Here is a 20928-nt window from a genome sequence, read left to right on the forward strand (position 1 = left end):
GTGTTCTCGTGCTCGTCATCGTCGCGCCCGGTCAGGGTGCTCAGACCCCAGGATTCCTCGAGCCGTGGCTGGCGGATCCCGTGTTCGAGAGCCGGCTGCACTGGCTCTCCGCGGTCGCCGGTCTCGACCTCGCCCACTACGGCACCGAAGCCGACGCCGACACGATCCGGGACACCGCGATCGCGCAGCCGCTGCTGGTCGCGTCCGGCATGCTGGCCGCGCTGGCGGTGTTCCCGCACCCGGGCGACGCGTTCACCAAGGTCGGCGCGGTCGCCGGGCACAGTGTCGGCGAGCTCGCCGCCGCGGCCGGTACCGGCGTACTGACCGCCGAGCAGGCGATGGTGCTGGTCCGCGAGCGCGGCAAGGCGATGGCCGCCGCGGCCGCCCTCACCCCGACCTCGATGACCGCCGTGCTGGGCGGCGACCGGGACGAGGTCCTGGCCAAGCTCGCCGAGCACGGCCTGACCCCGGCGAACGACAACGGCCCGGGCCAGATCGTTGCCGCGGGCACCGTCGACGAGCTGGCCGCGCTGGCCGCGGACCCGCCGGCGAAGGCCCGGCTGATCCCGCTGTCGGTGGCGGGCGCCTTCCACACCAAGCACATGGAGCCCGCGGTCCAGACGCTGGCGAAGTACGCGACCGCGGTCAGTACGCACGACCCGCGGACCCGGCTGATCTCGAACCGGGACGGCCACGTCGTGCACGACGGCCGGGACGTCCTGCAGCGGCTCGTCACCCAGGTGAACGCGCCGGTCCGCTGGGACCTGTGCATGCAGACCATGTCCGACCTCGAGGTGACCGGCATCCTGGAGCTGCCGCCGGCGGGCACGCTGACCGGAATCGCCCGGCGCGCGCTCAAGGGCGTCGAGACGTTCGCGCTGAAGACGCCGGACCAGCTCGACGACGCCCGCGCGTTCGTGGAGAAGCACGGCAGCCCGTCGGAGATCGACGCCTCCCCGACCTGGCGGCTGCTGGTCGCCCCGATCAAGGGCACCTTCACCCGCGCCGCACAGACCCGCCGGGAGACCGGCGACGTGGTCGAGGCCGGCGAGGTGGTGGCGAAGGTGGCGAGCCTGCGCGACGAGGTCGAGGTGACCGCGCCGCACGGCGGCATCGTGGTCGAATGGCTCGCCGAGGAAGGCGACCCGGTCGCCCCCGGCCAGCCGCTCTTGCGTCTGCACCCGGCGAGCAACTCGTGATCACGCCGTCGACCGGCGCGCAGTACGCCGGGATCCTCGGGATCGGCTCGTACCGCCCGCGGCGGGTCGTGCCGAACGCCGAGATCCTCGAGCAGATCGACTCCAGCGACGAATGGATCCAGACCCGCTCCGGGATCAAGGAACGCCGCTGGGCGAGCGACGACGAGACCGTGCTGGCGATGGCGGTGAGCGCCGGCCGGGACGCGATCGCGGAGTCCGGCGTCGACCCGGCCGACATCGGCTGCGTGATCGTCGCCACCGTCACGCACCTGTACCAGACGCCGGCGATCGCGACCCAGGTCGCCGTCGGCGTCGGCGCCCCGACCGCGGCCGCGTTCGACATCTCGGCCGCCTGTGCGGGCTTCTGCTACGGCGTCGCGATGGCGAACGACCTGGTCCGCGGCGGCAGCGCGAAGTACGTGCTCGCGATCGGCGTCGAGCGGCTCAGCGACATCACCGACCGCACGGACCGCGGTACGGCGTTCATCTTCGCCGACGGCGCCGGCGCCGCGGTGGTCGGACCGGCGGACGAGCCGGGGATCGGGCCGGTGGTGTGGGGCTCGGACGGGACCCAGCACGAGGTGATCAGCCAGAAGGAGTCCTGGCAGGAGGTGTTCGGCAGCTACAACTGGCCGCACCTCACGATGGACGGCAACCCGGTGTTCCGCTGGGCGTCGTTCGAGATGGCCAAGACCGCGCAGCAGGCGCTGGACGTGGCCGGGGTGAAGGCCGAGCAGCTCGACCTGTTCGTGCCGCACCAGGCGAACATGCGGATCACCGACGCGATGCGCCGGGCGCTCAAACTGCCCGAACACGTCAAGGTCGCGCGCGACATCGAACGCCAGGGCAACACGTCCGCCGCGTCGATCCCGCTCGCGATCACCGCGATGCGCGAGAACGGCGAGGCACACAGCGGGGACCTCGCGCTGATCATCGGATTCGGGGCGGGGCTCGTCTACGCCGCACAGGTGATCCGGCTTCCGTAGTCCATAGTTGTCCGAGGCAGCTCAGGTGGCTGCTTCGGCAGTAAGTCAGCAGAAATCCGAAAGGGAACCAAGAGATGGCCAGCACCGAAGAGATCCGTTCCAGCCTCGCCGAGATCGTGAACGAGATCGCCGGCATCCCGGTCGAGGACGTCCAGTTGGACAAGTCCTTCACCGACGACCTCGACGTCGACTCGCTCTCCATGGTGGAGGTCGTGGTGGCCGCCGAGGAGAAGTTCGACGTGAAGATCCCCGACGACGAGGTCAAGAACCTGAAGACCGTCGGCGACGCCGTCGCGTTCATCGAGCGCGCCCAGAACGGCTGACGTACGCCGTGCTGGCCGGTGCTCATCGGATCACACCGCCGATGAGCACCACGCAGTACTTGCAGGACCACCCCTCGCTCCCAACCGCAGAACGTCCATGTGAAGGATGAGGTAACCATGTCGAAGACCCGAGTCGTCATCACTGGGCTCGGAGCCACGACCCCGCTCGGTGGCGACGTGGCCAGTTCCTGGGAAGGCCTGCTGGCCGGCCGCTCCGGCGCCCGGCGGCTGACCGACGAGTGGGTGCAGAACCTGGCGGTGCAGATCGCCGCACCGGCCGCGGTCGAGCCGACCGACGTCCTGGAGCGGGTCAAGGCCCGCCGCCTCGACCGTACGGCGCAGCTCGCCGTCGTGGCCGCCCGCCAGGCCTGGGCCGACTCCGGCCTCGAGGACTCCGGGCTGGACAAGGAGCGGCTCGGTGTCGCGGTCGCCTCCGGGATCGGCGGCCTGCACACCACGCTGTCGAACTACGACGCCCTGCAGCAGAACCCGCGGCGCGTCTCCCCGCTCGCGATCCCGATGCTGATGCCGAACTCGTCGGCGGCGTACGTGTCGCTGGAGCTCGGCGCGAAGGCCGGCGTGCACACCCCGGTCTCGGCCTGCGCGTCCGGCAACGAGGCGATCTGGCTCGGCCTCGACCAGATCCGGCTCGGCCGCGCGGACGTGGTCGTCGCCGGTGGCTCCGAGGGCGCGATCATGGCGCTGCCGCTGGCCGCGTTCGGGATGATGCAGGCGCTCAGCAAGCGCAACGACGACCCGGAGCGGGCGTCGCGTCCGTGGGACGTCGACCGCGACGGCTTCCTGCTCGGTGAGGGCGCCGGGATCCTGGTCCTGGAGTCGTACGAGCACGCGAAGGCGCGCGGCGCGAGGATCTACGCCGAGCTCGCCGGTGCGGGCATCTCCGCCGACGGGCACGACATCGCCCAGCCCGACCCGACCGGTTCCGGCGCCCGCCGGGCGATGGAGCGGGCGCTGTCCGAGGGCGACCTGACCCCGGCCGACATCGTGCACATCAACGCACACGCCACCTCGACGCCGCAGGGTGACATCGCGGAGTCGCTGGCGATCCGGCAGGCACTCGGCAAGCACGCCGACCACGCGGTCGCCACTGCCCCGAAGTCGATGATCGGCCACCTGCTCGGCGGCGCCGGCGCGGTCGAGTCGGTCGCCACCGTCCTCGCCCTGCACCACCGGGTGTCCCCGCCGACCATCAACGTCGACAAGCTCGACGACCAGATCGAGCTCGACGTCGCCACCGAGCAGCGCAAACTCCCCGACGGCGACATCGCCGCCCTGAACAACTCCTTCGGCTTCGGCGGCCACAACGCCGCCATCGCCTTCAAGTCGGTATAGGCCGTGCCGGGTGCCCCGCAGTAGGCGGGGAATCACCGGACACCACCTGGACGCCGTCTGCCGCCCGGCGGGACCTGCCGGGCGGCTCCCAGCTCCTTCACACCCCGGAGGACCGCATGACCGCGACCGCACCCGCCAAACCGACGAAGCTCCCCCGCGAGCTCGACCCGCGGAACCCGGTCACCCGGCTGACCAACCTGCTCGATCCGGGCAGCCTGGACCTGATCACCCCCGACAACCTCTCCGGGATGGTCGCCGCCCGCGGCACCGTCGAGGGCGCTGCCGTGGTCGCGTTCTGTTCGGACGCGACGGTCATGGGTGGGGCGATGGGCGACGAGGGCTGTGACGTCGTCGTCAAGGCGTACGAGGTCGCCCGGGCGGAGCAGGTGCCGATCGTCGGGCTCTGGCACTCCGGCGGCGCACGGCTCGCCGAGGGTGTGCTGAGCCTGCACGCGGTCGGCAAGATCTTCTACGCGATGACGCAGGCCTCCGGGAAGATCCCGCAGATCTCCGTCGTCCTCGGCCCGGCCGCGGGCGGTGCGGCGTACGGACCGGCGCTCACCGACGTCGTCGTACTCGGACCCGAGGGCCGGATCTTCGTCACCGGACCGGACGTGGTCCGTTCGGTCACCGGCGAGGACGTCGACATGCTCCGGCTCGGCGGCCCCGAGCCGCACGGCCGGCGTTCCGGCGTCGTCCACATCACCACCGACTCCGAGGCCGCCGCCCTCGACCAGGCCCGCCGCCTCACCGACCTGCTCGCCAACCAGGGCACGATGTCCACGGACATCCCCGACACCGACCTGTCCGGGTTTCTCCCGGAGTCGGCGAAACGCGCGTACGACGTGCATCCGCTGGTCGGCGGCGTACTCGACGAGGACTCCGCCGTCGAACTCCACCAGCGCTGGGCGCCGAACATCGTCACCACCCTCGGCCGGCTCGGCGGTCGCACGGTCGGCGTGATCGCGAACAACCCGCTCCGCCTCGGCGGCTGCCTGGACGCGCTGTCGGCGGAGAAGGCGTCCCGGTTCGTCCGGATGTGCGACGCGTTCGGCGTACCGCTCGTCGTGCTGGTCGACGTACCCGGTTACCTGCCCGGTGTCGGCCAGGAGTGGGACGGCGTCGTACGGCGCGGCGCGAAGCTGCTGCACGCGTTCGCGGAGGCCGTCGTACCACGGGTGACGCTGGTGACCCGGAAGACGTACGGCGGCGCGTACATCGCGATGAACGCCCGCTCGCTCGGCGCCACCCGGGTGTTCGCCTGGCCCCGCGCCGAGGTGGCCGTGATGGGCGCGGTCGCCGCTGTCCGGGTCCTGCACCGCCGCAAACTCGCCGAAGTGGATCCCGAACTCCGCCCCCAGGTCGAGGCCGAACTCGCCGCCGAACACGAGAAGATTGCCGGCGGCATCGACCGCGCCCGCGAGCTCGGCGTCGTCGACGAGGTCGTCGAACCGGCCCGCACCCGCACCGCCCTGGCCACCGCCCTCGCGAAGGCCGAGGCGGACGGCCCGCGGCGCGGTGCCCACGGCAACATTCCGCTGTAGAACGAGCCCTGAACGGCTTGAAGGGCGCGAACCCTGAGGTTCGCGCCCTTCACGTGGTGCGGCCGCTGTTTTTCACAACCACCGGGGGTGTCCCGACACCCGGTGGCCCAGCGGCCACGGCCCCTCCCACCCTTGTGCAACGTCTGATGCTCAGTCTCACCGAAAAGTTCGGGGAAAGCCCTGCCTTTCACGGCTTTCTTCAGAAGTTCTCAGGATGCGCTTAGACAACCTGGTGCAGCCAGCGGACCGGGGCGCCGTCGCCGGCGTAGCGGAACGGCTCGAGTTCGTCGTCCCAGGGGCGGCCGAGCAGCCGCTCGACCTCCTCGGTCAGGTCGGCCTCGCCGCTCGCGGCCTTCAGCATCGCGGCCTTCAGGCGCTCCTCGGGGACCATGATGTCGCCGTGGACGCCGGTGGTCGCGTGGAAGATGCCGAGCTCGGGCGTGAACGAGTACCGCTCGCCCTCGGCGCCGTTGCTCGGCTCCTCGGTGACCTCGAACCGCAGCTTCTGCCAGCCGCGCAGGGCGGACGCCAGCTTGGCCGCGGTACCGGCCTCGGCCTGCCAGGACAGCTCGGCCCGGTACGTGCCCTGGGCCGCTGGTTGCGGCGTCCAATCCAGTTTCACGGGCACGCCGAGGATGCCGCCCGCGGCCCACTCGACATGCGGACACAACGCTGACGGCACCGTGTGGACGTACAGAACGCCACGAGTCGTCGCCACCGGGACCTCCTGTGCTCGAGGGGCGCCTTCCCCAGCGTTCTCGAAGCAGCTCGTCGATCGTCGGTGCTTGGTGTTCAGTCTCTCAGTGCGTTTCTTCGGGCATCACAAGACGACCCGCGAAACACGAGACCATCTTGCACCACCACCCCCGTCAACACCAGTAACCTCGCCGTGTCAACCACATCACGGTGGTGTCGTTCACCCGACCCGCCCCGGCAACTCCGCGGCGTACGCCTCGACGGCACGCTGCTGATCCTTCAGCACCTTGCGTTGCCAGAGCCGGATCACCGCGTCCGCCTGCCCCGACACATTGCGGATCCGGTACGTCACCTCGGTGCCCTCGCCGTACGGCGTGAACGTGTACTCGCCGCGGTACCAGAACTGCCCCTGCATCCCGACGGTGGTGCCGTCGACGTCCACGGAGACACCGGACAGGTCGCCGAGCAGGGCACGGCAGCGCTCCTCGGTGAGGAACGGCTCGACCTGCTCGAACGGCACGGCGGCGACGGCCTTGACGGTTCCGAGTACTCCCATGACCCCAAGAGTAGCGTGGCTACCTATCGGTTTACGGGAAGCGGGAGGCGAGGGCGATGCAGGCGCCGGCCGCGGCGAGGGTGAAGAGCATCGCGATGCCGGCGTACCGGGCGGTGACCTCCTTGTCGACCTCGTCGTACCCGACCGAGGAGCCGATGTCCTTGTAGACGTCCTTCAGCTCGCCCGCGGACTCCGCGGTGTACGCCTCGCCGCCGCTGATCTCGGCGATGCTGCGCAGCTCCGCGCGGTCCGGTGGGACCCGCTGGCGAATGCCGTCCATCTCGATGAACCCCGAATCGGTGCCGAAGCAGATCGTGTACACCGGGGTGTTCTTCGCCTTCGCGGCCTGCGCGCCCTCCTGGGCGGTCCGGCCGACGGTGCGCTTGCCGTCCGACAGCATCACGATCCGGGCCGGCGCCGGGTCGTTCGGGTGCGCCGGGTCCGGCGGCACCTGGGTGAGCGCCTGCAGCGAGGTGAAGATGCCCTCGCCGGTCGCGGTCGACTCGGCCAGCTCGAGCCCGTCGATCGAGCGGTCCACAGTGGACCGGTCGGTGGTCGGCGGCACGATGATCGACGCCGTACCGGCGAAGTTGACCAGCGCCACGTTGAACTTCGGCGGCAGGTTGTTGACGAACTCCTTCGCCGACTCCTTGGCCGCCTCCAGCCGGTTCGGGTCGATGTCGGTCGCCATCATCGACAGCGAGACGTCGATCGCGACCACGATCGTGGCCCGCTCGCGCGGCACCTTGACCTTGGTCTTCGGCTGCGCGAACGCCACGATGCAGGTCATCGCGGCCACCAGCGCGAGCCCGACGGCCAGGTGCCGGCGCCACTGCGGGCGCCGCGGCGCGACCCGGTCGAGCAGCGCGATGTTCGTGAACCGCAGCGCGTACTGCGAGCGGCGGTGCTGGAGGAAGAGGTACCCCGCGAGGATCAGCGGGATCAGGATCAGGAACCACAGTCTGGCCGGAGACAGGAACTCCATCAGCGAGCCACTCCCTTCGGCGGTTGGTGCAGGCGTGGCGCCACCCGCCGGTAGGCGAGCACGAACCGGACGGTGTCGGCGACCCAGTCACGGTCGGTCCGCAGTACCAGGTGTCCCGCGCCTACCCTACGCAGGGCCGCGCGGGTGCGTTCCCGCTGCGCCAGGGCGGCGACCTCGAACGCCTCCCGGATCTTCCGCCGCCGGGTGTCGATCTCGCGGACCTCGCCGGTCTCCGGGTCACCGATCGTGACGACGCCGATGTTCGGCAGCTCCAGCTCGCGCGGGTCGACGATCTCGACCGCGAGCACCTGGTGCTGGGCGGTCAGCTTGCGCATCGCCCGCTCCCAGGACGGCTCGACCTGGCTGGCCACCTCGCCGTCCTGCGGGGTCAGGAAGTCGGACACGATCACCCGCAACCCGCGCTTGCGCTGCGTCCGTGCCATCGACTCCAGCGCCGCGGCCAGGTCGCTGCGGTGCGCCTCCTCGTCGCCGCTGAACTGCTCCGCGAGCAGCGCCCGCAGCAGGCCGTACAGCGCCAGCCGCCCGGACCGGGCCGGCCAGCGGCGGAGCGCCGAGTCGCGCAGCATCAGCCCGCCGAAGCGGTCGCCGAGCCGGTGGGTCAGGAACCCGACGGTGGCGACCGCGGCCACGGCGAGCTCGCGCTTCTCGAGTCGCGACGTACCGAAGTCCATCGAGGCGGACAGGTCGACCAGCGCCCAGGTCTCCAGCTCACGGTCGGCGATCAGGTCCCGCACGTGCGGGATCGTCGTACGGGCCGTCACCGCCCAGTCCATCCGGCGGACGTCGTCGCCGACCTGGTACTCGCGGGCCTCGGCCAGCTCGGTACCGGGACCGGGCAGCAGCCCGAGGTGCTCCCCGTGCAGGTAGCCCTCCAGCCGCCGTACGACGGTCAGCTCCAGCCGCCGCAGCGCACGCTCAGGGGCGAGCTGCGAGATCGTCATCGCAGCACGCGGATCGGGGCGGTTCGGCACTAGACGAACTCCGGGCGGCCGGTGGCGTCGGTGCCGTCGCGCCAGACCGGCTGCGGCGGTGGGACGGTGGCCAGGATCCGCTCGATCACGGCCCGCGGGTCGATGTTGTCCGCGACCGCGTCGAAGGTGAGGCCGAGCCGGTGGCCCATCACGTCCAGCGCGACGGTCTGGATGTCGCTCGGCAGCAGGTAGTCGCGGCCGTGGATCAGCGCCAGCGCCCGGCCGGCCGAGATCAGGCCGAGGGTCGCCCGCGGGCTGACGCCGAGCTCGATGATCGGCTCCAGGTCCGGCAGGTGGAAGTCGGTCGGCGTCCGGGTCGCCATCACCAGGCGGACGGCGTACTCCGCGACCAGGTTGTGCACGAACACCTGCTCCGCGGACCGCTGCAGCTCGAGGATCGTCTCCGGCTTCAGCACCTGCCGCGGTTCCGGCGGGTCGACGCTCATCCGGCGGAGGATCTCGAACTCCTCGTGGCCACGCGGATGCGGTACGTCGATCTTCACCAGGAACCGGTCCCGCTGCGCCTCGGGCAGCGGGTAGACGCCCTCGGACTCGATCGGGTTCTGGGTGGCGATCACGATGAACGGCTTCGGCATCGGGAAGGTCTGGCCGCCGATCGACACCTGCCGCTCGGCCATCAGCTCGAGCATCGCCGACTGCACCTTCGCCGGCGCGCGGTTGACCTCGTCGGCCAGCACGAAGTTCACGAACGTCGGGCCGAGCTCGATGTCGAAGGCCTCCCGGGTCTGGCGGTAGATCCGGGTGCCGACGATGTCGGACGGGACCAGGTCCGGGGTGAACTGGATCCGGGCGAAGCTGCCGCCGACCACGCTGGCGAACGTCCGGACGGCCAGCGTCTTGGCGACACCCGGCACACCCTCGAGCAGGCAGTGACCCTTGGCCAGCAACGACACCATCAGGGTCTCGACCATGTGCTCCTGGCCGACGATCACCCGTTTGACCTCGCCGACGGCCTCGCCGATCAGCCGGGACTGCTGGGACACCGTTCCCGCCGGCACCGTGGTTTCGGTCATGCCTGTCCTTCCGGGGCCCGCACGCGAGCCATGTCAAACACCGTCATTCCCCACTTCGCAACACCGGTCATTCCATCAGATCACCGGGGCCAGCGCCTCCGGTGCCCCGTCCCATCCTGCCCGCGGACCCCAAATCCCGCCTCGCGGACCGCGCGGCAGGCGGCGGCTGCGGCGGTGCTACCGGCCATGTGGTGGGATTGGGGGTGATGACCGCGACCGAATCCCCGACCGAGGTGCAGCCGGACGACCGGCCTGCGCTGGAGATTCCGGACGCCCTGCCGCTGCAGCCGGAGGACCCGCCGCGGGTCGGCCAGTTCTGGCTCCGCGGGCGGCTCGGGGCGAACGCGGCCGGATTCCTCTATACCGCCGCCGCTGAGGACGGCCGGGACGCGATCGTCGCGATGATGACCGAGGGTTCGGCCGACGACGCCGCCGCCCGGGAGCGGTTCGTGCACGCGGTCGACGAGCTGCCGGACGACGCCGTACTGGCGCACAACGGCTCCGACGACGACGATCTGGCCCTGTGGGCGGCGTTCGGGCCGATCCGGGCCGACGACGGGTCGAGCGCGGCGTCCGACGAGCGGCTGCTGGCCGAACGCCGCGGCGAGGACGTGCTGTCCGCGGTCCTGATGGACCGGGTCCCGCAGGCCGGGAAGCTCCGCGGGCCGGACTTCCGGCACTACTGGGAGAACCGGCGGCGTCCCGGTCTGTTCCGGATCTGGCCGCTGCCGTGGCCGGACGCGCTGCGGCCGGCGTCGCGGTGGGCGCTGGCGTTCGCGTTGCTGACGATGGCGCTGATCATGGCGCTGGCGGTGTTCCTCGCGTGGCTGCTGTTCCGGCACGCCGCGCCGTTGGAGCCGGAACCCGTGATCCCGACTCCGACCGGGACCACGACCGTCACCATCACCCCGACCACGCCGCCGCCGGGCACCGGCTCCACCCCGACGACGGGCCCGACGCCGACGGTGACGCCGACCACCGGTATCCCGACGCCGGCACCGACCGCATCGCCCGGCGGGTCGCCGACGCCTGGCTCGAAGCTCTAGGCCTTCTTCCTGCGGAGGTTGATCAGGCCGAGGAGGCTGATCACCGCCCAGCTGCCTTCGAGCAGCAGGAAGCCCCAGGAGAGCTGGACGGCCGCGATCGTTGCCAGCACCCCCGATCCGAGCAGGTTCAGCAGCTGGTACGTGACGGTGCGCTGCTCCAGACGTCCGGCCTGGGCCGCGGCGAAGGCGATCAGAATGGTGACCGCACCAACGATTTCGAGGACATCGAGCGCGTGCATGAGGACGGCCCCCTCCAGTGAGGGCTGGGCGTCGTCTTGTCGGACCGGGTACGGCGCCGCTCGTCCGGGGAGCCGCTGGACCGCGAACTCCTAGTCCGAGGATAGCAAGCGGATCAGCTCCGGGTCCTTCCAGAGCCGCTCCGGGACCGGCCGGCGGACGAGGGCGGCGTCGGCGCGGATCTCGGCCGGGGATGCCGCGGTGATGAGTACCGACGTGACCGCCGGGTGCCTGCTCGGGTACGCGAGCGCCGCCTGCGGGAGGGAGACGCCGTACCGCTCGCAGACTGCCGAGATCCGGCGCGCCTGAACGGTCTCGGGCTCCAGGACGAGCGCACCGGCGACGATGACCGAGACACCGCGAGCGAGGCACGTGTCGAGCAGCGGTCCGGCCTGCTGGTCGAGCAACGAGTACTGCCCGGTCAGCAGCACACAGTCCAACTCCACCTCCCGCACAACCCGCTCAAGCTCCTCCCACTCCCCACCAACCACCCCAACCGCCCTCACAACCCCCTCCTGCCGCAGCCTCGCCAATACCGCGAAGGCCGCCTGGGGGTCGGGCTGGAGGAAGACGAGGTCGATTCCGAGGCCGAGGGCTTCGCTGCTCTTGCGGATCGACTCCTCGGGGTCCTCCCCCACCACCCTCGTCGACACCAGGAACTCGCCCCGCGGCCGCGGCTGCAGCGCCGTACCGACGCGTCGCTCTGCCTCGCCGTACGCCGGTGACGTGTCGAAGAACCGGATCCCCGCCTGGTACGCCGCGTCGACCGTCGCGAGCGCCGTCTGCTCGTCCGGCTCGCCCAGATGCGACCCGCCGAGCCCGAACCGCGGCGGCCGGAACCGGACTGTGATGCGCGGGGCAACCAACCGGCTGGGTACGGCCACCGCACTCACCTCCGCCGGTCGGGTACCTCCAGGATCAGGTCTCGGCGACTACTTCGCATCTCGAATCTAACGCCCGGAGCGGTAGAGCGTCTCCACCTCCGTGTCGGTCAGGGCCCGGTCGTACAGGTGGACCTGGTCGATGGTCCCGTCCAGGAAGTCGACCGGGTTCCCGCCGAACTTGGCCCGCCCGATGACTGTGTTCCCGGTCGACCCGGAGTCCAGCGAGCACGCGGACTTGGTTGCCACGAGCTGACCGTCGACGTACAGCTTCAACTCCCCCTTCACCACGTCCCGTACGCCGGTCACGTGGTACCACTGCCCCGGATTCGGCTTCGTCGGCGCGAGCGCACGAATGCCCGGGAAGCTCATCGCGAACCGCTGGTCCTGCCCGGAGTACTGCAGGAAGAACGCGCTGTCGCGGTCGCCGTCCTGGCTGACGAACGTCTGGAACGCCCCGTCCACCTTGTTCAGCTTCACCCAGGCGCTCGCCGTGTAGTTCTTCGTCGTGTCGAGCAGCGCCGCGCCGGTGTCGACGTACTGATCGGCTCCGTTCAGCACCACACCCTGGCCGCTCTTGCCTTCGCCGTACGCCGCGCCGTGTTCGAGCGTCGCGTCGTTGTTGCCGACGGCATCGTCCCCCGACCCGTCGAGCGGATAGAAGTGGATGCCGTCGGCACCCGGCGTACCGGGCCCGGGATCCGGCGCACCGGCACCGCTGCCGTCGGCATTGTCGACGATCTTCTGGTTGACGGTCCGCACCTGGGCGAAGTCCATCTTCGGCACCCGCCGGTCGTAGGTGAAGAAGCCGTTCAGCTCCCCCTCGACGTCGGTGATCTGCGTGTAGACCGATCCGCTGATCCCGCACTGCTGCGCGGATCTGAGCACGTTCTCCTGGTTCTCGACGTACTTGCGGGTGAGCGTCGCCGAGTCCGGCTCCATCTCGTACGCCGACCCGTCGCCGAACCACATGTGGTCCGCGACCTTCAGCCCGAACCCGCCGTGCTCGCCGTCCACCGCGGCCCGGTCGGCCGTCGGCATCGTCGTCGCCGGCCCGAGGTACGCGTGGTAGTCGAGGATGTTGCCGCGGCCCGAGTCGCCGTGCGAGTTGCAGCAGTTCACCCCGCTGTGCGCGTCGACGAGCCGGGACGGGTCCTGCGCGGCGACCGAGTCCGCGACCTGGCCGGTCTCGGTCCGGTCCCACTCGCCCCAACCCTCGTTGAACGGCACCCAGACCGTGATCGAGGGGAAGCTCTTGTGTTCCTCGATCAGCTCGTGCAGCTCGGACTTCCACTGGGTCCGCCAGGGTTCTGGCATCGCGTCGGTCTTCGACGCCGGCATGTCCTGCCAGACCATCAGCCCGAGCTTGTCGGCCCAGTAGTACCAGCGGTCCGGCTCGACCTTGATGTGCTTGCGGACGGTGTTGAACCCGAGTCGCTTGTGCTGCTCGAGGTCGAAGCGCAGCGCCGCGTCGGTCGGGGCGGTGTTCAGGCCGTCCGGCCAGAACCCCTGGTCGAGGGTGGCCAGGTTGAACAGGATCTTCCCGTTCAGCGCCATCCGCAGCTTGCCGTCGGCCCCCTTCCGCAGGCCGACCTGACGCATCCCGGCGTACGAACCGACCTGGTCGACGACCTTGCCGCGGTCGATCAGCCGGACCTTGAGGTCGTACAGGAACGGATGGTCCGGCGACCAGGTCTTCGGGTTCGGGATCCGCAACCGGAGCTCGGCGTTCGCCTTGCCTGTCATGGTGCCGGCGATCCGCTGGCCGTCGTACGCCGTCACCTCGACGTCGAGGCCGGCGGGGCCGGTCGTCTCGGCCGTCACCTTGAGCGTCTGGTTCGGCAGGTCCGGGGTGGTCTGCAGGCGGCTGATCGAGGCGCTGTTCACGGGCTCCATCCAGACGGTCCGCCAGATGCCTGAGCTGCCCTGGTAGAAGATGCCGTGGTCGCCGACCTCGCGTTGCTTGCCGATCGGCTGGTACGTCTCGTCGGTCAGGTCCTCGGCCCAGACGATCAGCTCCTGCGGGCCTTTCGCGTGCAGGGCACTCGTGACATCGACGTCGAAGCCGTCGTACCCGCCGCGGTGGGTGGCGACCTGGACGCCGTTCACCCACACCTTCGCGTCGTAGTCGACGGCGCCGAAGTGCAGCAGGAGCTGCTTGCCCTTCCAGCTGGCGGGGACGTCGAAGGTACGCCGGTACCACATCCGGTCCTCGTGCTTCTGCAGTCCGGACAGGGCGGACTCGATCGGGTACGGGACGAGGACCTTCTCCTGCAGCGTACGGCCGATGGGCGGCTGCTCGTTCGGCGCCGCGGCGGACCACTCCCAGAGGCCGTTGAGGTTGCGCCAGTCCGGGCGGGTCAGCTGCGGTCGCGGGTACTCCGGGAGCGCGTTGTCCGGCGAGACGTCGGCGGTCCAGGGCGTGGTGAGCGGCGGCGTACCTACATGCCACTCCGGTGTTGCCTGGGCCGACGGGACCACGAGCGCTGACGCGACGAGTGCGGCCGCGGTGAGGAACTTGAGCATGGGCGGGTCCTTTCGGGGCGGGAAAGGGCCCCTTTATGACAACGCTCTCACCACAAAAGCGCAAGGGCTCGCGCATGATCAAACATTGACGCAGACCGGGGTGGGGGTGCTGAAGTCGCCCGTCTGCGTCAACGTGCCGGCGGTCGGGTCCACCGCGAACGTGGTGACGTTGTCCGACTTCTGGTTCGCGACGAACAGCAGGGTCCCGGTCGGGTCGAGCGCGGCGTGCCGCGGCCAGTCGCCGCCACAGCTCGGCGTACCGACCAGTTCGAGGCCGGCGCCGGCGACGCGGAAGACCGCGATGCTGTTGTGGCCGCGGTTGGTCACGTAGACGAAGCGGCCGTCGGCGGAGGCCAGGATCTCGCCCGGGTAGTTCTGCGGTCCGGCGGGCGCGGCCGGGCGGGCCGCGAGCGGGGTGAGGACACCGCCGTCGTACCCGCAGATCGTCACGGTGCTGTCGAGCTCGTCGGCGACGTACGCGTACTTGCCTTGGACAACGAGGTGTCGCGGACCGGCACCCGCCTCGAGTTTCACCTGGTGCTTGAGCGAGAGCTTCCCGGCGGCGAGCGTGTAGGTGTAGATCGAGTCGGTGCCGAGGTCGACGCCGAGGACGTACTCGCCGGCCTGCACGACCTGGTGGGCGTGCGGCTCGGGCCCCTCGTGCTTCACCAGGTCGGTTTGTTGCCCGAGGCTACCGTCCGGGTTGATCGGGTGGATGGCGATGTCACCTGATCCGTAGTTCGCGCTGAGCAGGTGGTCCCCGATCCTGGCCAGGTGACACGGGCCGGATCCCTTGTTGGGTTGACGATTGAGCACCTTCGGCGTCCCGGAGATGTCGATCGCGGTGACGGCGCCGGCGTCCTGCTCGTCGACGGCGTACAGGAGGTTCCCGTGCCGGATGAGGAACGACGGATCCGGTACGCCGGCGATTGTGCCGACCTTGGTGATCTTGCCGCGGCCGTCGTACGTCGCGATGCCGACGCCGTCGCCGTACGTCCCGAGAAACATCGTTCCGCCGGGCTCGGTCACGTCCTCGCGGTACGACGGTTCCCGGCGCGCGGACCGGTGGATGGGGACGAGTGCCGCGGGGAGGCCGAGGAGTGCCCGGCGGCTGACGGTCACGCCGCCACCGGGACGCTGATCGACGACGGATCGCCCGCCGGCGAGCTGAACGTCACGGTCGACCCGATCACGCTCCGCCCGAGATACCGCGGATCGACCGTGTCCACCACGAGTACGAGGTGATGCCCGGCGGGCACCTCCCAACTCGTCGCCTCCAGCTGTACGTCGACCGCGACCGCCGTCCCCGGCGTCGCCCCGCGCAACGTGTACGGCTTGTGCGACATCAACGACCCGACTCCGAGCGCGTCGACGTCGTACAGATACGCGAACAGCGACGTCGAGGCCGCCGACGGCCGCACCGTGACATGCACCTTCGGCGCACCGTTCACCACCGCGGCCCGATCGAACGCCGGCCCGGACCACACCCCCGCGAACGACCGATCCACCAGCGGCGTCACCACGCCCGTGGGGATTGTCAACAACCCTTGCAGAGCCCCGGAAACCAGCGCAACCCCGCTGTCCGCGATCGTCGGCACCCCGGCCCCGATGGCCCGGCTCCACCCGGTCGACGCCGCATCCTGCAGCGCCCCCGCCTTGGTCAGGTACGACGTACGCTCCTGCCCCACGGCCGCCCAGCTCGAGTACCCGCGCCATACCCCGCGCTGCGACTTCAGCTGCACCGGCGCCTCTCGATCGGCCCCGTTGTCCGCGCCGGTCAGGTAGTGCCGCAACCAGCCGGCGAGCTCGTCCCACGTCTCGTTCGGCAACCCGACCGCACCGCTCGCCTCCGGCGTGGCGTGATCGCCGTGCGCCAGCAGCAGCCGCTTCGGCCCCGTCAGCCGAGTGAAGAAGTCCGTGTACTGCGAGGGCGGGAAGATCGAGTCCTCGAACGCGTTCGCCAGGAAGACGGCCGGCTTGTTGACATTCAGCGTGTCGACCATCGTCGCCGCCGACCGCACCGGCGACAGCTGCTTCGCCTCCGCGATCGCGCCGTCGAAGTCGCCGGTGACGAACTTCGACTGCAACGAGGCCATCTCCGGCCCGGGCCGGCCGGTGACGTTGCCGAGGGCAAGCAGACCGGCGACGGCCTGCAGCGCGACCGTGTCGTTCGGGTCCAGCGACCGGATCAGGTCCGCCCAGCCGCTGAGCGCGCCGACGGCCTTGATCCGCGGATCCTTCGCGGCCGCGAGCAGCGAGGTGCCCGCGCCGTACGAGATCCCCACCGCCGCGACCCGACTCGTGTCGGCGGGCGTGTGCTGCCCGGCCCAGTCGATCACCTTGCTGACGTCCGCGACGGTCGGCGGCCCGGCGATGTCGATCCCGCCGCCGGTGTCCCAGAACCCGCGGCTCGAGTACGAGATCACCTGGAACCCGGCGGACGCGAGCTTCGCGCCCTGGCCGACGTACTCCGCGTTCGGCACGCCCCAGCTCGACGGCATCACCACCAGCGGGAACGGGCCGTCGCCCTGCCCGGTCGGCGTCAGTACGACGGCACCGATCTCGATCCCGCCGGCACCGAGGATCCGCTGGTACGACGTACTGAAGCCGGCGGTGACCTGACTGGTCTGACTCGCCGCGGCGCGCGGGCCGATCGTGATCAGCGTCAGGACGACTGCGAGGGCGGCAGCAACTCTGCGCACGGGATACCTCCGGCATCGGGAACTACCGGAGGGTAACCAGAAAGCTGCCGCTCTGTCACTACCTCGGCACGGTGAGTGCGGGATCCACCCCGGTCGCGTCGACGGACCACGCCCACAGGCGCCGCGCCAGCTCCGGGTCCTGCGCCGTACGCGTCGGCAGCACCACCTTCGGCGTACCGCGGTACTCGAAGAAGGCCGGCCCGACGAACGATCCCGGACGCAGATCGGCGTACGTCGCGGCGTACAGACTCGGCCACGCCCCCGCCGCGGCAGATTGCGCAACCATCCGAGTGGCGACGCCCCACAGCTGCGCCTGCACCGCGTGGCCGGCGAGCTCCGGCCCGGCGGCCTGCAGGTGCGTCGAGGCGTACCCGGGATGCGCGCCGACGCTCAGCAGCTCCGCACCGGCCGCCCGGGCGCGACGGTCGAGCTCGAGCGTGAACAACAGGTTCGCGAGCTTCGACCGGCAGTACGCCTCCCACTTCCGGTAGCTGTCCGCCGGCCGGCGCAGGTCGCTCTCGCTGATGCCGCGCGCGCCCTTGTGCATGAACGAGCTGACCGTGACCACCCGGCTGCCCTTGAGCAGCACCGGCATCAGCCGGCCGGTCAGCGCGAAGTGCCCGAGATGATTGGTCCCCAGCTGCAGCTCGAACCCGTCGACGGTCTGCCGGTACGGCGGCGCCATCACGCCGGCGTTGTTGACCAACAGCTCCAGCCGGTCGTACTTCGCCAGCACCTCGTCCGCGGCGCGCTGCACACTCGCCAGATCGGCCAGGTCCAACTCGAGCACCGTCGGCGCCCGGCCACCCTGCTGCGTCAGCCGCTCCGCCGCCCGCGCCGCCTTCTCCGGGTTGCGCGCGGCAACGATCACGTCGGCGCCGTGCCGCAGCAGTTCCAGCGCGGTCTCGTACCCGATCCCGCTGGTCGCGCCGGTCACCAGCGCCCGCCGTCCCGTGAGGTCGGGAATGTCCGCCGTACTCCAGGTCATGCGCCCACAGTAACGGTGCGGGCGCACGACCTGGCCGGACCTCAGAGGATCTTGCGCGCCTTGAACGCGTCGGTCACCGTCTGCGCGGCGGCCTTGCCGTACAGCAGCCGCGCGGCCTGCACGGTGTCCTGCGCCGCGCCCGCGAATGACGTGTCCGGGTCGTAGAAGAACGTCGCCTCGAGGATCAGCTTGTCCGCCTTCGTCCGGCCGAGCGACTGCTGGATGTCCCACAGCGCCCGCGACCAGATCTCGCCGTCGTCGTGGACCTCACCGTCGATGTCGTCGGTCGTCTTGGTCCCGTCCGTACGACGCAGGCAGTGCGGCTCGTCGGTCGTGTACGACGTCGCGTCCCAGTCCATCACGCACGGCAGGTTGAAGCCCTTGCTCACCGGCACCGAGTTCGTCACGGCCCAGTAGTCGCCGAACCCCTCGCCGATCGCCCCGGCCTGCTCCGACTCCCCGAAGCCCGGTACGACGTCGTCCTGGATCGCGTGCCCGTACTCGTGCCAGATCACCTCGGCGTCCTCGGCGTCGTCGACACCGCCCTCACCGGTCGTGATCATGTCCGTCGACGGGTCGTAGAACGAGTTGTCGCCCGCGTACGTGTCCACGCTGAAGTCCTGCGACTCGTTGTTGACGTCGGTGAACCCGAGCTTCTGGATGTACTCCTGCGTCTGGTTGATGTGGTAATACACCATCACCTGCTCGAACTTGTCGTTCGCGCGCTGGTACACGAACGTGTTGTTCTTGCTCTGCGCAAGACCACCCTTGGCTTCCTTGATGTTGACGTACGTCCCGTTGAGCTTCCCGGACCCGTCCAGATTCCGCAGAATCACGTTCTTCTGCGCAAGAAACAGCGCGTCCTGGTTCTTGTCGTTCATATCCGTGAGCTTCTCGTTCTGCTCACTCACCACCGGGTTCGGATCGAACACCGACCCCCGCCCGTCGATGTTGTCACTGATCACCTTCGACTCGACGACGTCCCCCGTCTTCGCATCGACCAGCGACCGCGTCACACCCTCCCCCGACCGGCTGGTCACGTTCCACACAACCCGCGCGTCCGGCCCACCGATCACCGCCAACCGCGCAGCCCCGCTGGTCGCGGTCGGCTGCACCAACACCCCCTTCCCCGGCCGCGCGCTCCGCGCCCGGTTGGCCCGCGCCGTCACCGCCGCATTCGCCGTCTCCGTAGCAGCCGCCGGCGCAACCGTCGTACTCACATCAAGCCCCGCCGGCACCACCTCCCGCCCATCCGCAACCTCAACCGCCCCACCCTTACCAACATGCTTCGCGTAGTACCCCCCAACAACCGGCAACCCCTTGAACGTCTGCTGATACCAGTAATGCTTGCCGAGCAGCGACGTCTTGGTCTTGACCAACGTCAACCCCCCAGGCTCCACCACCGGCGCCGCCCCCGCAGCACTACCAACCGACAACCCAAGCGACAAACTGGCCACCCCAGCAACAACAACCGCCAACCCCTTACGGCGTCCGACCACAGCTTCCCTCCCACGCTCATCTTCCGTAACCCATCCACTACGATCCGTCGAACCCTAGTTCCGCCCAGTACCCACTGTGAAGCAGATCGTGACCAGATCCATCCCCGACAAGGGAAAACCCCCGCCCGCGAATCACCCAGCACACCGAGCGCCGAACCCAGCACTCAGCCCGCGTTCGCGCTACCCTTCCGAAGGTCGGCGGAGGTGCGCTAACACCGTCGAGGCCGACCAGACCGCGGCGCATTCAACGGACCCAACTCCGTGCGCCGCGGTCTGCTGCTCGAAGATGCTTGACGGCGAGTTGGCCTATTGTTGAGCGCTACCCCAAGCTGCGGGTGGGATGCCGCCGGCCTGTTCGATCGTGCGAACTCGCTCGACCAGGGACGGCGTGCTCGACATGACCTGCGCTCGTCTGCTCGTGTCGCGGCCGAGGTCCTGTTGATGCTGCATCTGCCAGCCATATAGAACCTGCACGAGGGTGGTGCCGTATCCGAGCATTGCGGCTTTTTTGTCAGCCTCTTTGACGCGCCATCGATTCAGCCAGGCAAGCAGCGGCGGGGCGATGAACGGCGTCAAGAAGAGGAACGGCCACACGTAACCATGACCGAACGTGATCGCCGCCAGAACGATGCCGGCGTAGGACAGGACGACGAATCCGCCGATGATGCATCCGAGTGCAGGTACCCGCCTCATCAGCCGCGCAATTGCCCGAACGACGATCAACCCGCCGCGCGCCGGGATCGAGTACCAGAAGTCGACCAGGCTCAGCCAGGCTCGGCCGCCCAGGTGATGGCTCAGTTCGTGAGCCAACGCTGCCTCCAGGTGCTGCGGAGGCAGGGTGTACAACGCCCAGCGGGTCACAGCGACTGTGTGGCCAGGAGTAGGCGTTGCATTTACCTCCTCGGACTCCTGAATCCACAGCGAGAAGCGGCTCTGAGAGGCACCAGCCCGCTGAAGCAACTGATGCCACACGGGTCCGAGCCGCTGTTCCTCGACGAGCGTTGGCCTACGAAGCCGGAACAGGTGCTTCGCCAGCAGTTCCTCCGTGGCCGGGACAAAGATCAGCCCCACTGAGAGAATCCAAACCACAAGAACGATCCAGCCCCAGTCGAAGCCGATCGCCCCCGCAACCCAAACAACCAGAACCAAGCTCCAGAAGAACCACGGCACGGCCGACAGCAAGGCCGTCCATGCAGATGCCTCAGGAAGGGCACGGCTCCGTCGGTCCGACTGTGCATCGGCAGGCCCGGGCAACGGCTGCGGCGCATGGGGCGGCAGATAGCCGTGGCTGTGAGGACCGGCCTGCGGTGGCCAACCTTGTTCGGGTCCCTGGGCGCCGGTCTGGTCGTAGGGATCGCCAGGGCCGGTCATCGGTGGTGCC

General features: G+C 69.8%; 19 protein-coding genes and 1 riboswitch. Of the genes, 6 read left to right on the top strand and 13 right to left on the bottom strand.

What is annotated here, in order from left to right:
• Positions 1-8 precede the first annotated feature (8 nt).
• The 5 genes from ACQHIV_RS16525 to ACQHIV_RS16545 all read left to right on the top strand — a co-directional run bounded on the left by ACQHIV_RS16525 (position 9) and on the right by ACQHIV_RS16545 (position 5405).
• A complete protein-coding gene (locus ACQHIV_RS16525) occupies positions 9-1199 on the top strand; it encodes an acyltransferase domain-containing protein (RefSeq protein WP_427895245.1) in 1191 nt (396 codons plus the stop codon).
• Complete coding sequence (locus tag ACQHIV_RS16530) at positions 1196-2185, top strand: beta-ketoacyl-ACP synthase III (RefSeq protein ID WP_427895247.1); 990 nt, start codon at positions 1196-1198, stop codon at positions 2183-2185. The genes ACQHIV_RS16525 and ACQHIV_RS16530 overlap by 4 nt, the downstream gene beginning before the upstream one ends.
• Positions 2186-2259: 74 nt before the next feature.
• Entirely contained in the window at positions 2260-2508 is a 249-nt protein-coding gene (locus ACQHIV_RS16535; protein WP_130380551.1) for an acyl carrier protein, read from the top strand.
• 117 nt (positions 2509-2625) lie between these two features.
• Positions 2626-3861: a beta-ketoacyl-ACP synthase II gene (fabF, locus tag ACQHIV_RS16540; RefSeq protein WP_427895249.1), complete on the top strand. Its 1236-nt coding sequence runs from the start codon at positions 2626-2628 to the stop codon at positions 3859-3861.
• 116 nt (positions 3862-3977) lie between these two features.
• Positions 3978-5405 (top strand): carboxyl transferase domain-containing protein, encoded by a 1428-nt coding sequence (locus tag ACQHIV_RS16545; RefSeq protein WP_427895251.1) that lies wholly within the window; start codon positions 3978-3980, stop codon positions 5403-5405.
• 220 nt (positions 5406-5625) lie between these two features.
• Here ACQHIV_RS16545 and ACQHIV_RS16550 read toward each other — a convergent pair whose 3' ends face one another.
• The 5 genes from ACQHIV_RS16550 to ACQHIV_RS16570 all read right to left on the bottom strand — a co-directional run bounded on the left by ACQHIV_RS16550 (position 5626) and on the right by ACQHIV_RS16570 (position 9668).
• The gene (locus ACQHIV_RS16550) at positions 5626-6123 is read right to left on the bottom strand and encodes a DUF3145 domain-containing protein (RefSeq protein WP_355688737.1); all 498 of its coding nucleotides are present in this window, start codon (positions 6121-6123) and stop codon (positions 5626-5628) included.
• 198 nt (positions 6124-6321) lie between these two features.
• Positions 6322-6657, bottom strand: a complete 336-nt coding sequence (locus ACQHIV_RS16555) for a hypothetical protein (RefSeq protein WP_427895254.1) — start codon at positions 6655-6657, stop codon at positions 6322-6324.
• 31 nt (positions 6658-6688) lie between these two features.
• The gene (locus tag ACQHIV_RS16560) at positions 6689-7642 is read right to left on the bottom strand and encodes a VWA domain-containing protein (RefSeq protein WP_427895255.1); all 954 of its coding nucleotides are present in this window, start codon (positions 7640-7642) and stop codon (positions 6689-6691) included.
• Positions 7642-8604 carry a DUF58 domain-containing protein gene (locus tag ACQHIV_RS16565; protein ID WP_427895257.1) on the bottom strand — a complete coding sequence of 321 codons (963 nt, stop codon included), beginning with the start codon at positions 8602-8604 and terminating at the stop codon, positions 7642-7644. The genes ACQHIV_RS16560 and ACQHIV_RS16565 overlap by 1 nt, the downstream gene beginning before the upstream one ends.
• Positions 8605-8633: 29 nt before the next feature.
• Complete coding sequence (locus ACQHIV_RS16570) at positions 8634-9668, bottom strand: AAA family ATPase (protein ID WP_427895259.1); 1035 nt, start codon at positions 9666-9668, stop codon at positions 8634-8636.
• 206 nt (positions 9669-9874) lie between these two features.
• Between ACQHIV_RS16570 and ACQHIV_RS16575 the strand changes: the two genes are divergently transcribed.
• The gene (locus tag ACQHIV_RS16575; protein ID WP_427895261.1) at positions 9875-10714 is read left to right on the top strand and encodes a hypothetical protein; all 840 of its coding nucleotides are present in this window, start codon (positions 9875-9877) and stop codon (positions 10712-10714) included.
• Here ACQHIV_RS16575 and ACQHIV_RS16580 read toward each other — a convergent pair.
• The 8 genes from ACQHIV_RS16580 to ACQHIV_RS16615 form a co-directional block, all read right to left on the bottom strand.
• Positions 10711-10953 carry a CBU_0592 family membrane protein gene (locus tag ACQHIV_RS16580; RefSeq protein ID WP_427895263.1) on the bottom strand — a complete coding sequence of 81 codons (243 nt, stop codon included), beginning with the start codon at positions 10951-10953 and terminating at the stop codon, positions 10711-10713. The two genes, ACQHIV_RS16575 and ACQHIV_RS16580, sit on opposite strands and share 4 nt — an antisense overlap.
• 25 nt (positions 10954-10978) lie before the next feature.
• A riboswitch (guanidine-III (ykkC-III) riboswitch) is annotated at positions 10979-11040 on the bottom strand.
• A gap of 3 nt (positions 11041-11043) precedes the next feature.
• Entirely contained in the window at positions 11044-11835 is a 792-nt protein-coding gene (locus ACQHIV_RS16585; RefSeq protein WP_427895265.1) for an aldo/keto reductase, read from the bottom strand.
• A 66-nt stretch (positions 11836-11901) separates the two neighbouring features.
• Positions 11902-14358 carry a LamG-like jellyroll fold domain-containing protein gene (locus ACQHIV_RS16590; RefSeq protein WP_427895267.1) on the bottom strand — a complete coding sequence of 819 codons (2457 nt, stop codon included), beginning with the start codon at positions 14356-14358 and terminating at the stop codon, positions 11902-11904.
• A 78-nt stretch (positions 14359-14436) separates the two neighbouring features.
• Positions 14437-15480 carry a lactonase family protein gene (locus ACQHIV_RS16595; RefSeq protein ID WP_427895269.1) on the bottom strand — a complete coding sequence of 348 codons (1044 nt, stop codon included), beginning with the start codon at positions 15478-15480 and terminating at the stop codon, positions 14437-14439.
• Positions 15477-17060, bottom strand: a complete 1584-nt coding sequence (locus tag ACQHIV_RS16600; RefSeq protein ID WP_427895271.1) for a CocE/NonD family hydrolase — start codon at positions 17058-17060, stop codon at positions 15477-15479. The genes ACQHIV_RS16595 and ACQHIV_RS16600 overlap by 4 nt, the downstream gene beginning before the upstream one ends.
• Positions 17061-17118: 58 nt before the next feature.
• Positions 17119-18048: an oxidoreductase gene (locus ACQHIV_RS16605; RefSeq protein ID WP_427895273.1), complete on the bottom strand. Its 930-nt coding sequence runs from the start codon at positions 18046-18048 to the stop codon at positions 17119-17121.
• A gap of 41 nt (positions 18049-18089) precedes the next feature.
• Complete coding sequence (locus ACQHIV_RS16610; protein WP_427895275.1) at positions 18090-19433, bottom strand: M4 family metallopeptidase; 1344 nt, start codon at positions 19431-19433, stop codon at positions 18090-18092.
• A 420-nt stretch (positions 19434-19853) separates the two neighbouring features.
• Positions 19854-20918: a M48 family metalloprotease gene (locus tag ACQHIV_RS16615; protein ID WP_427895277.1), complete on the bottom strand. Its 1065-nt coding sequence runs from the start codon at positions 20916-20918 to the stop codon at positions 19854-19856.
• Positions 20919-20928: the final 10 nt, after the last annotated feature.

The organism is Kribbella polygonati, from assembly GCF_050320105.1.
Classification (GTDB): domain Bacteria; phylum Actinomycetota; class Actinomycetes; order Propionibacteriales; family Kribbellaceae; genus Kribbella.

What these genes read in the sequence shown, in the direction of transcription:
- fabF (WP_427895249.1), top strand. Translation starts at nt 2,626, where the DNA reads ATGTCGAAGACCCGAGTCGTCATCACTGGGCTCGGAGCCACGACCCCG.
- ACQHIV_RS16590 (WP_427895267.1), bottom strand. Translation starts at nt 14,358, where the DNA reads ATGCTCAAGTTCCTCACCGCGGCCGCACTCGTCGCGTCAGCGCTCGTG.
- ACQHIV_RS16575 (WP_427895261.1), top strand. Translation starts at nt 9,875, where the DNA reads ATGACCGCGACCGAATCCCCGACCGAGGTGCAGCCGGACGACCGGCCT.
- ACQHIV_RS16580 (WP_427895263.1), bottom strand. Translation starts at nt 10,953, where the DNA reads ATGCACGCGCTCGATGTCCTCGAAATCGTTGGTGCGGTCACCATTCTG.
- ACQHIV_RS16615 (WP_427895277.1), bottom strand. Translation starts at nt 20,918, where the DNA reads ATGACCGGCCCTGGCGATCCCTACGACCAGACCGGCGCCCAGGGACCC.
- ACQHIV_RS16565 (WP_427895257.1), bottom strand. Translation starts at nt 8,604, where the DNA reads ATGACGATCTCGCAGCTCGCCCCTGAGCGTGCGCTGCGGCGGCTGGAG.
- ACQHIV_RS16535 (WP_130380551.1), top strand. Translation starts at nt 2,260, where the DNA reads ATGGCCAGCACCGAAGAGATCCGTTCCAGCCTCGCCGAGATCGTGAAC.
- ACQHIV_RS16555 (WP_427895254.1), bottom strand. Translation starts at nt 6,657, where the DNA reads ATGGGAGTACTCGGAACCGTCAAGGCCGTCGCCGCCGTGCCGTTCGAG.
- ACQHIV_RS16545 (WP_427895251.1), top strand. Translation starts at nt 3,978, where the DNA reads ATGACCGCGACCGCACCCGCCAAACCGACGAAGCTCCCCCGCGAGCTC.
- ACQHIV_RS16570 (WP_427895259.1), bottom strand. Translation starts at nt 9,668, where the DNA reads ATGACCGAAACCACGGTGCCGGCGGGAACGGTGTCCCAGCAGTCCCGG.
- ACQHIV_RS16560 (WP_427895255.1), bottom strand. Translation starts at nt 7,642, where the DNA reads ATGGAGTTCCTGTCTCCGGCCAGACTGTGGTTCCTGATCCTGATCCCG.
- ACQHIV_RS16605 (WP_427895273.1), bottom strand. Translation starts at nt 18,048, where the DNA reads ATGACCTGGAGTACGGCGGACATTCCCGACCTCACGGGACGGCGGGCG.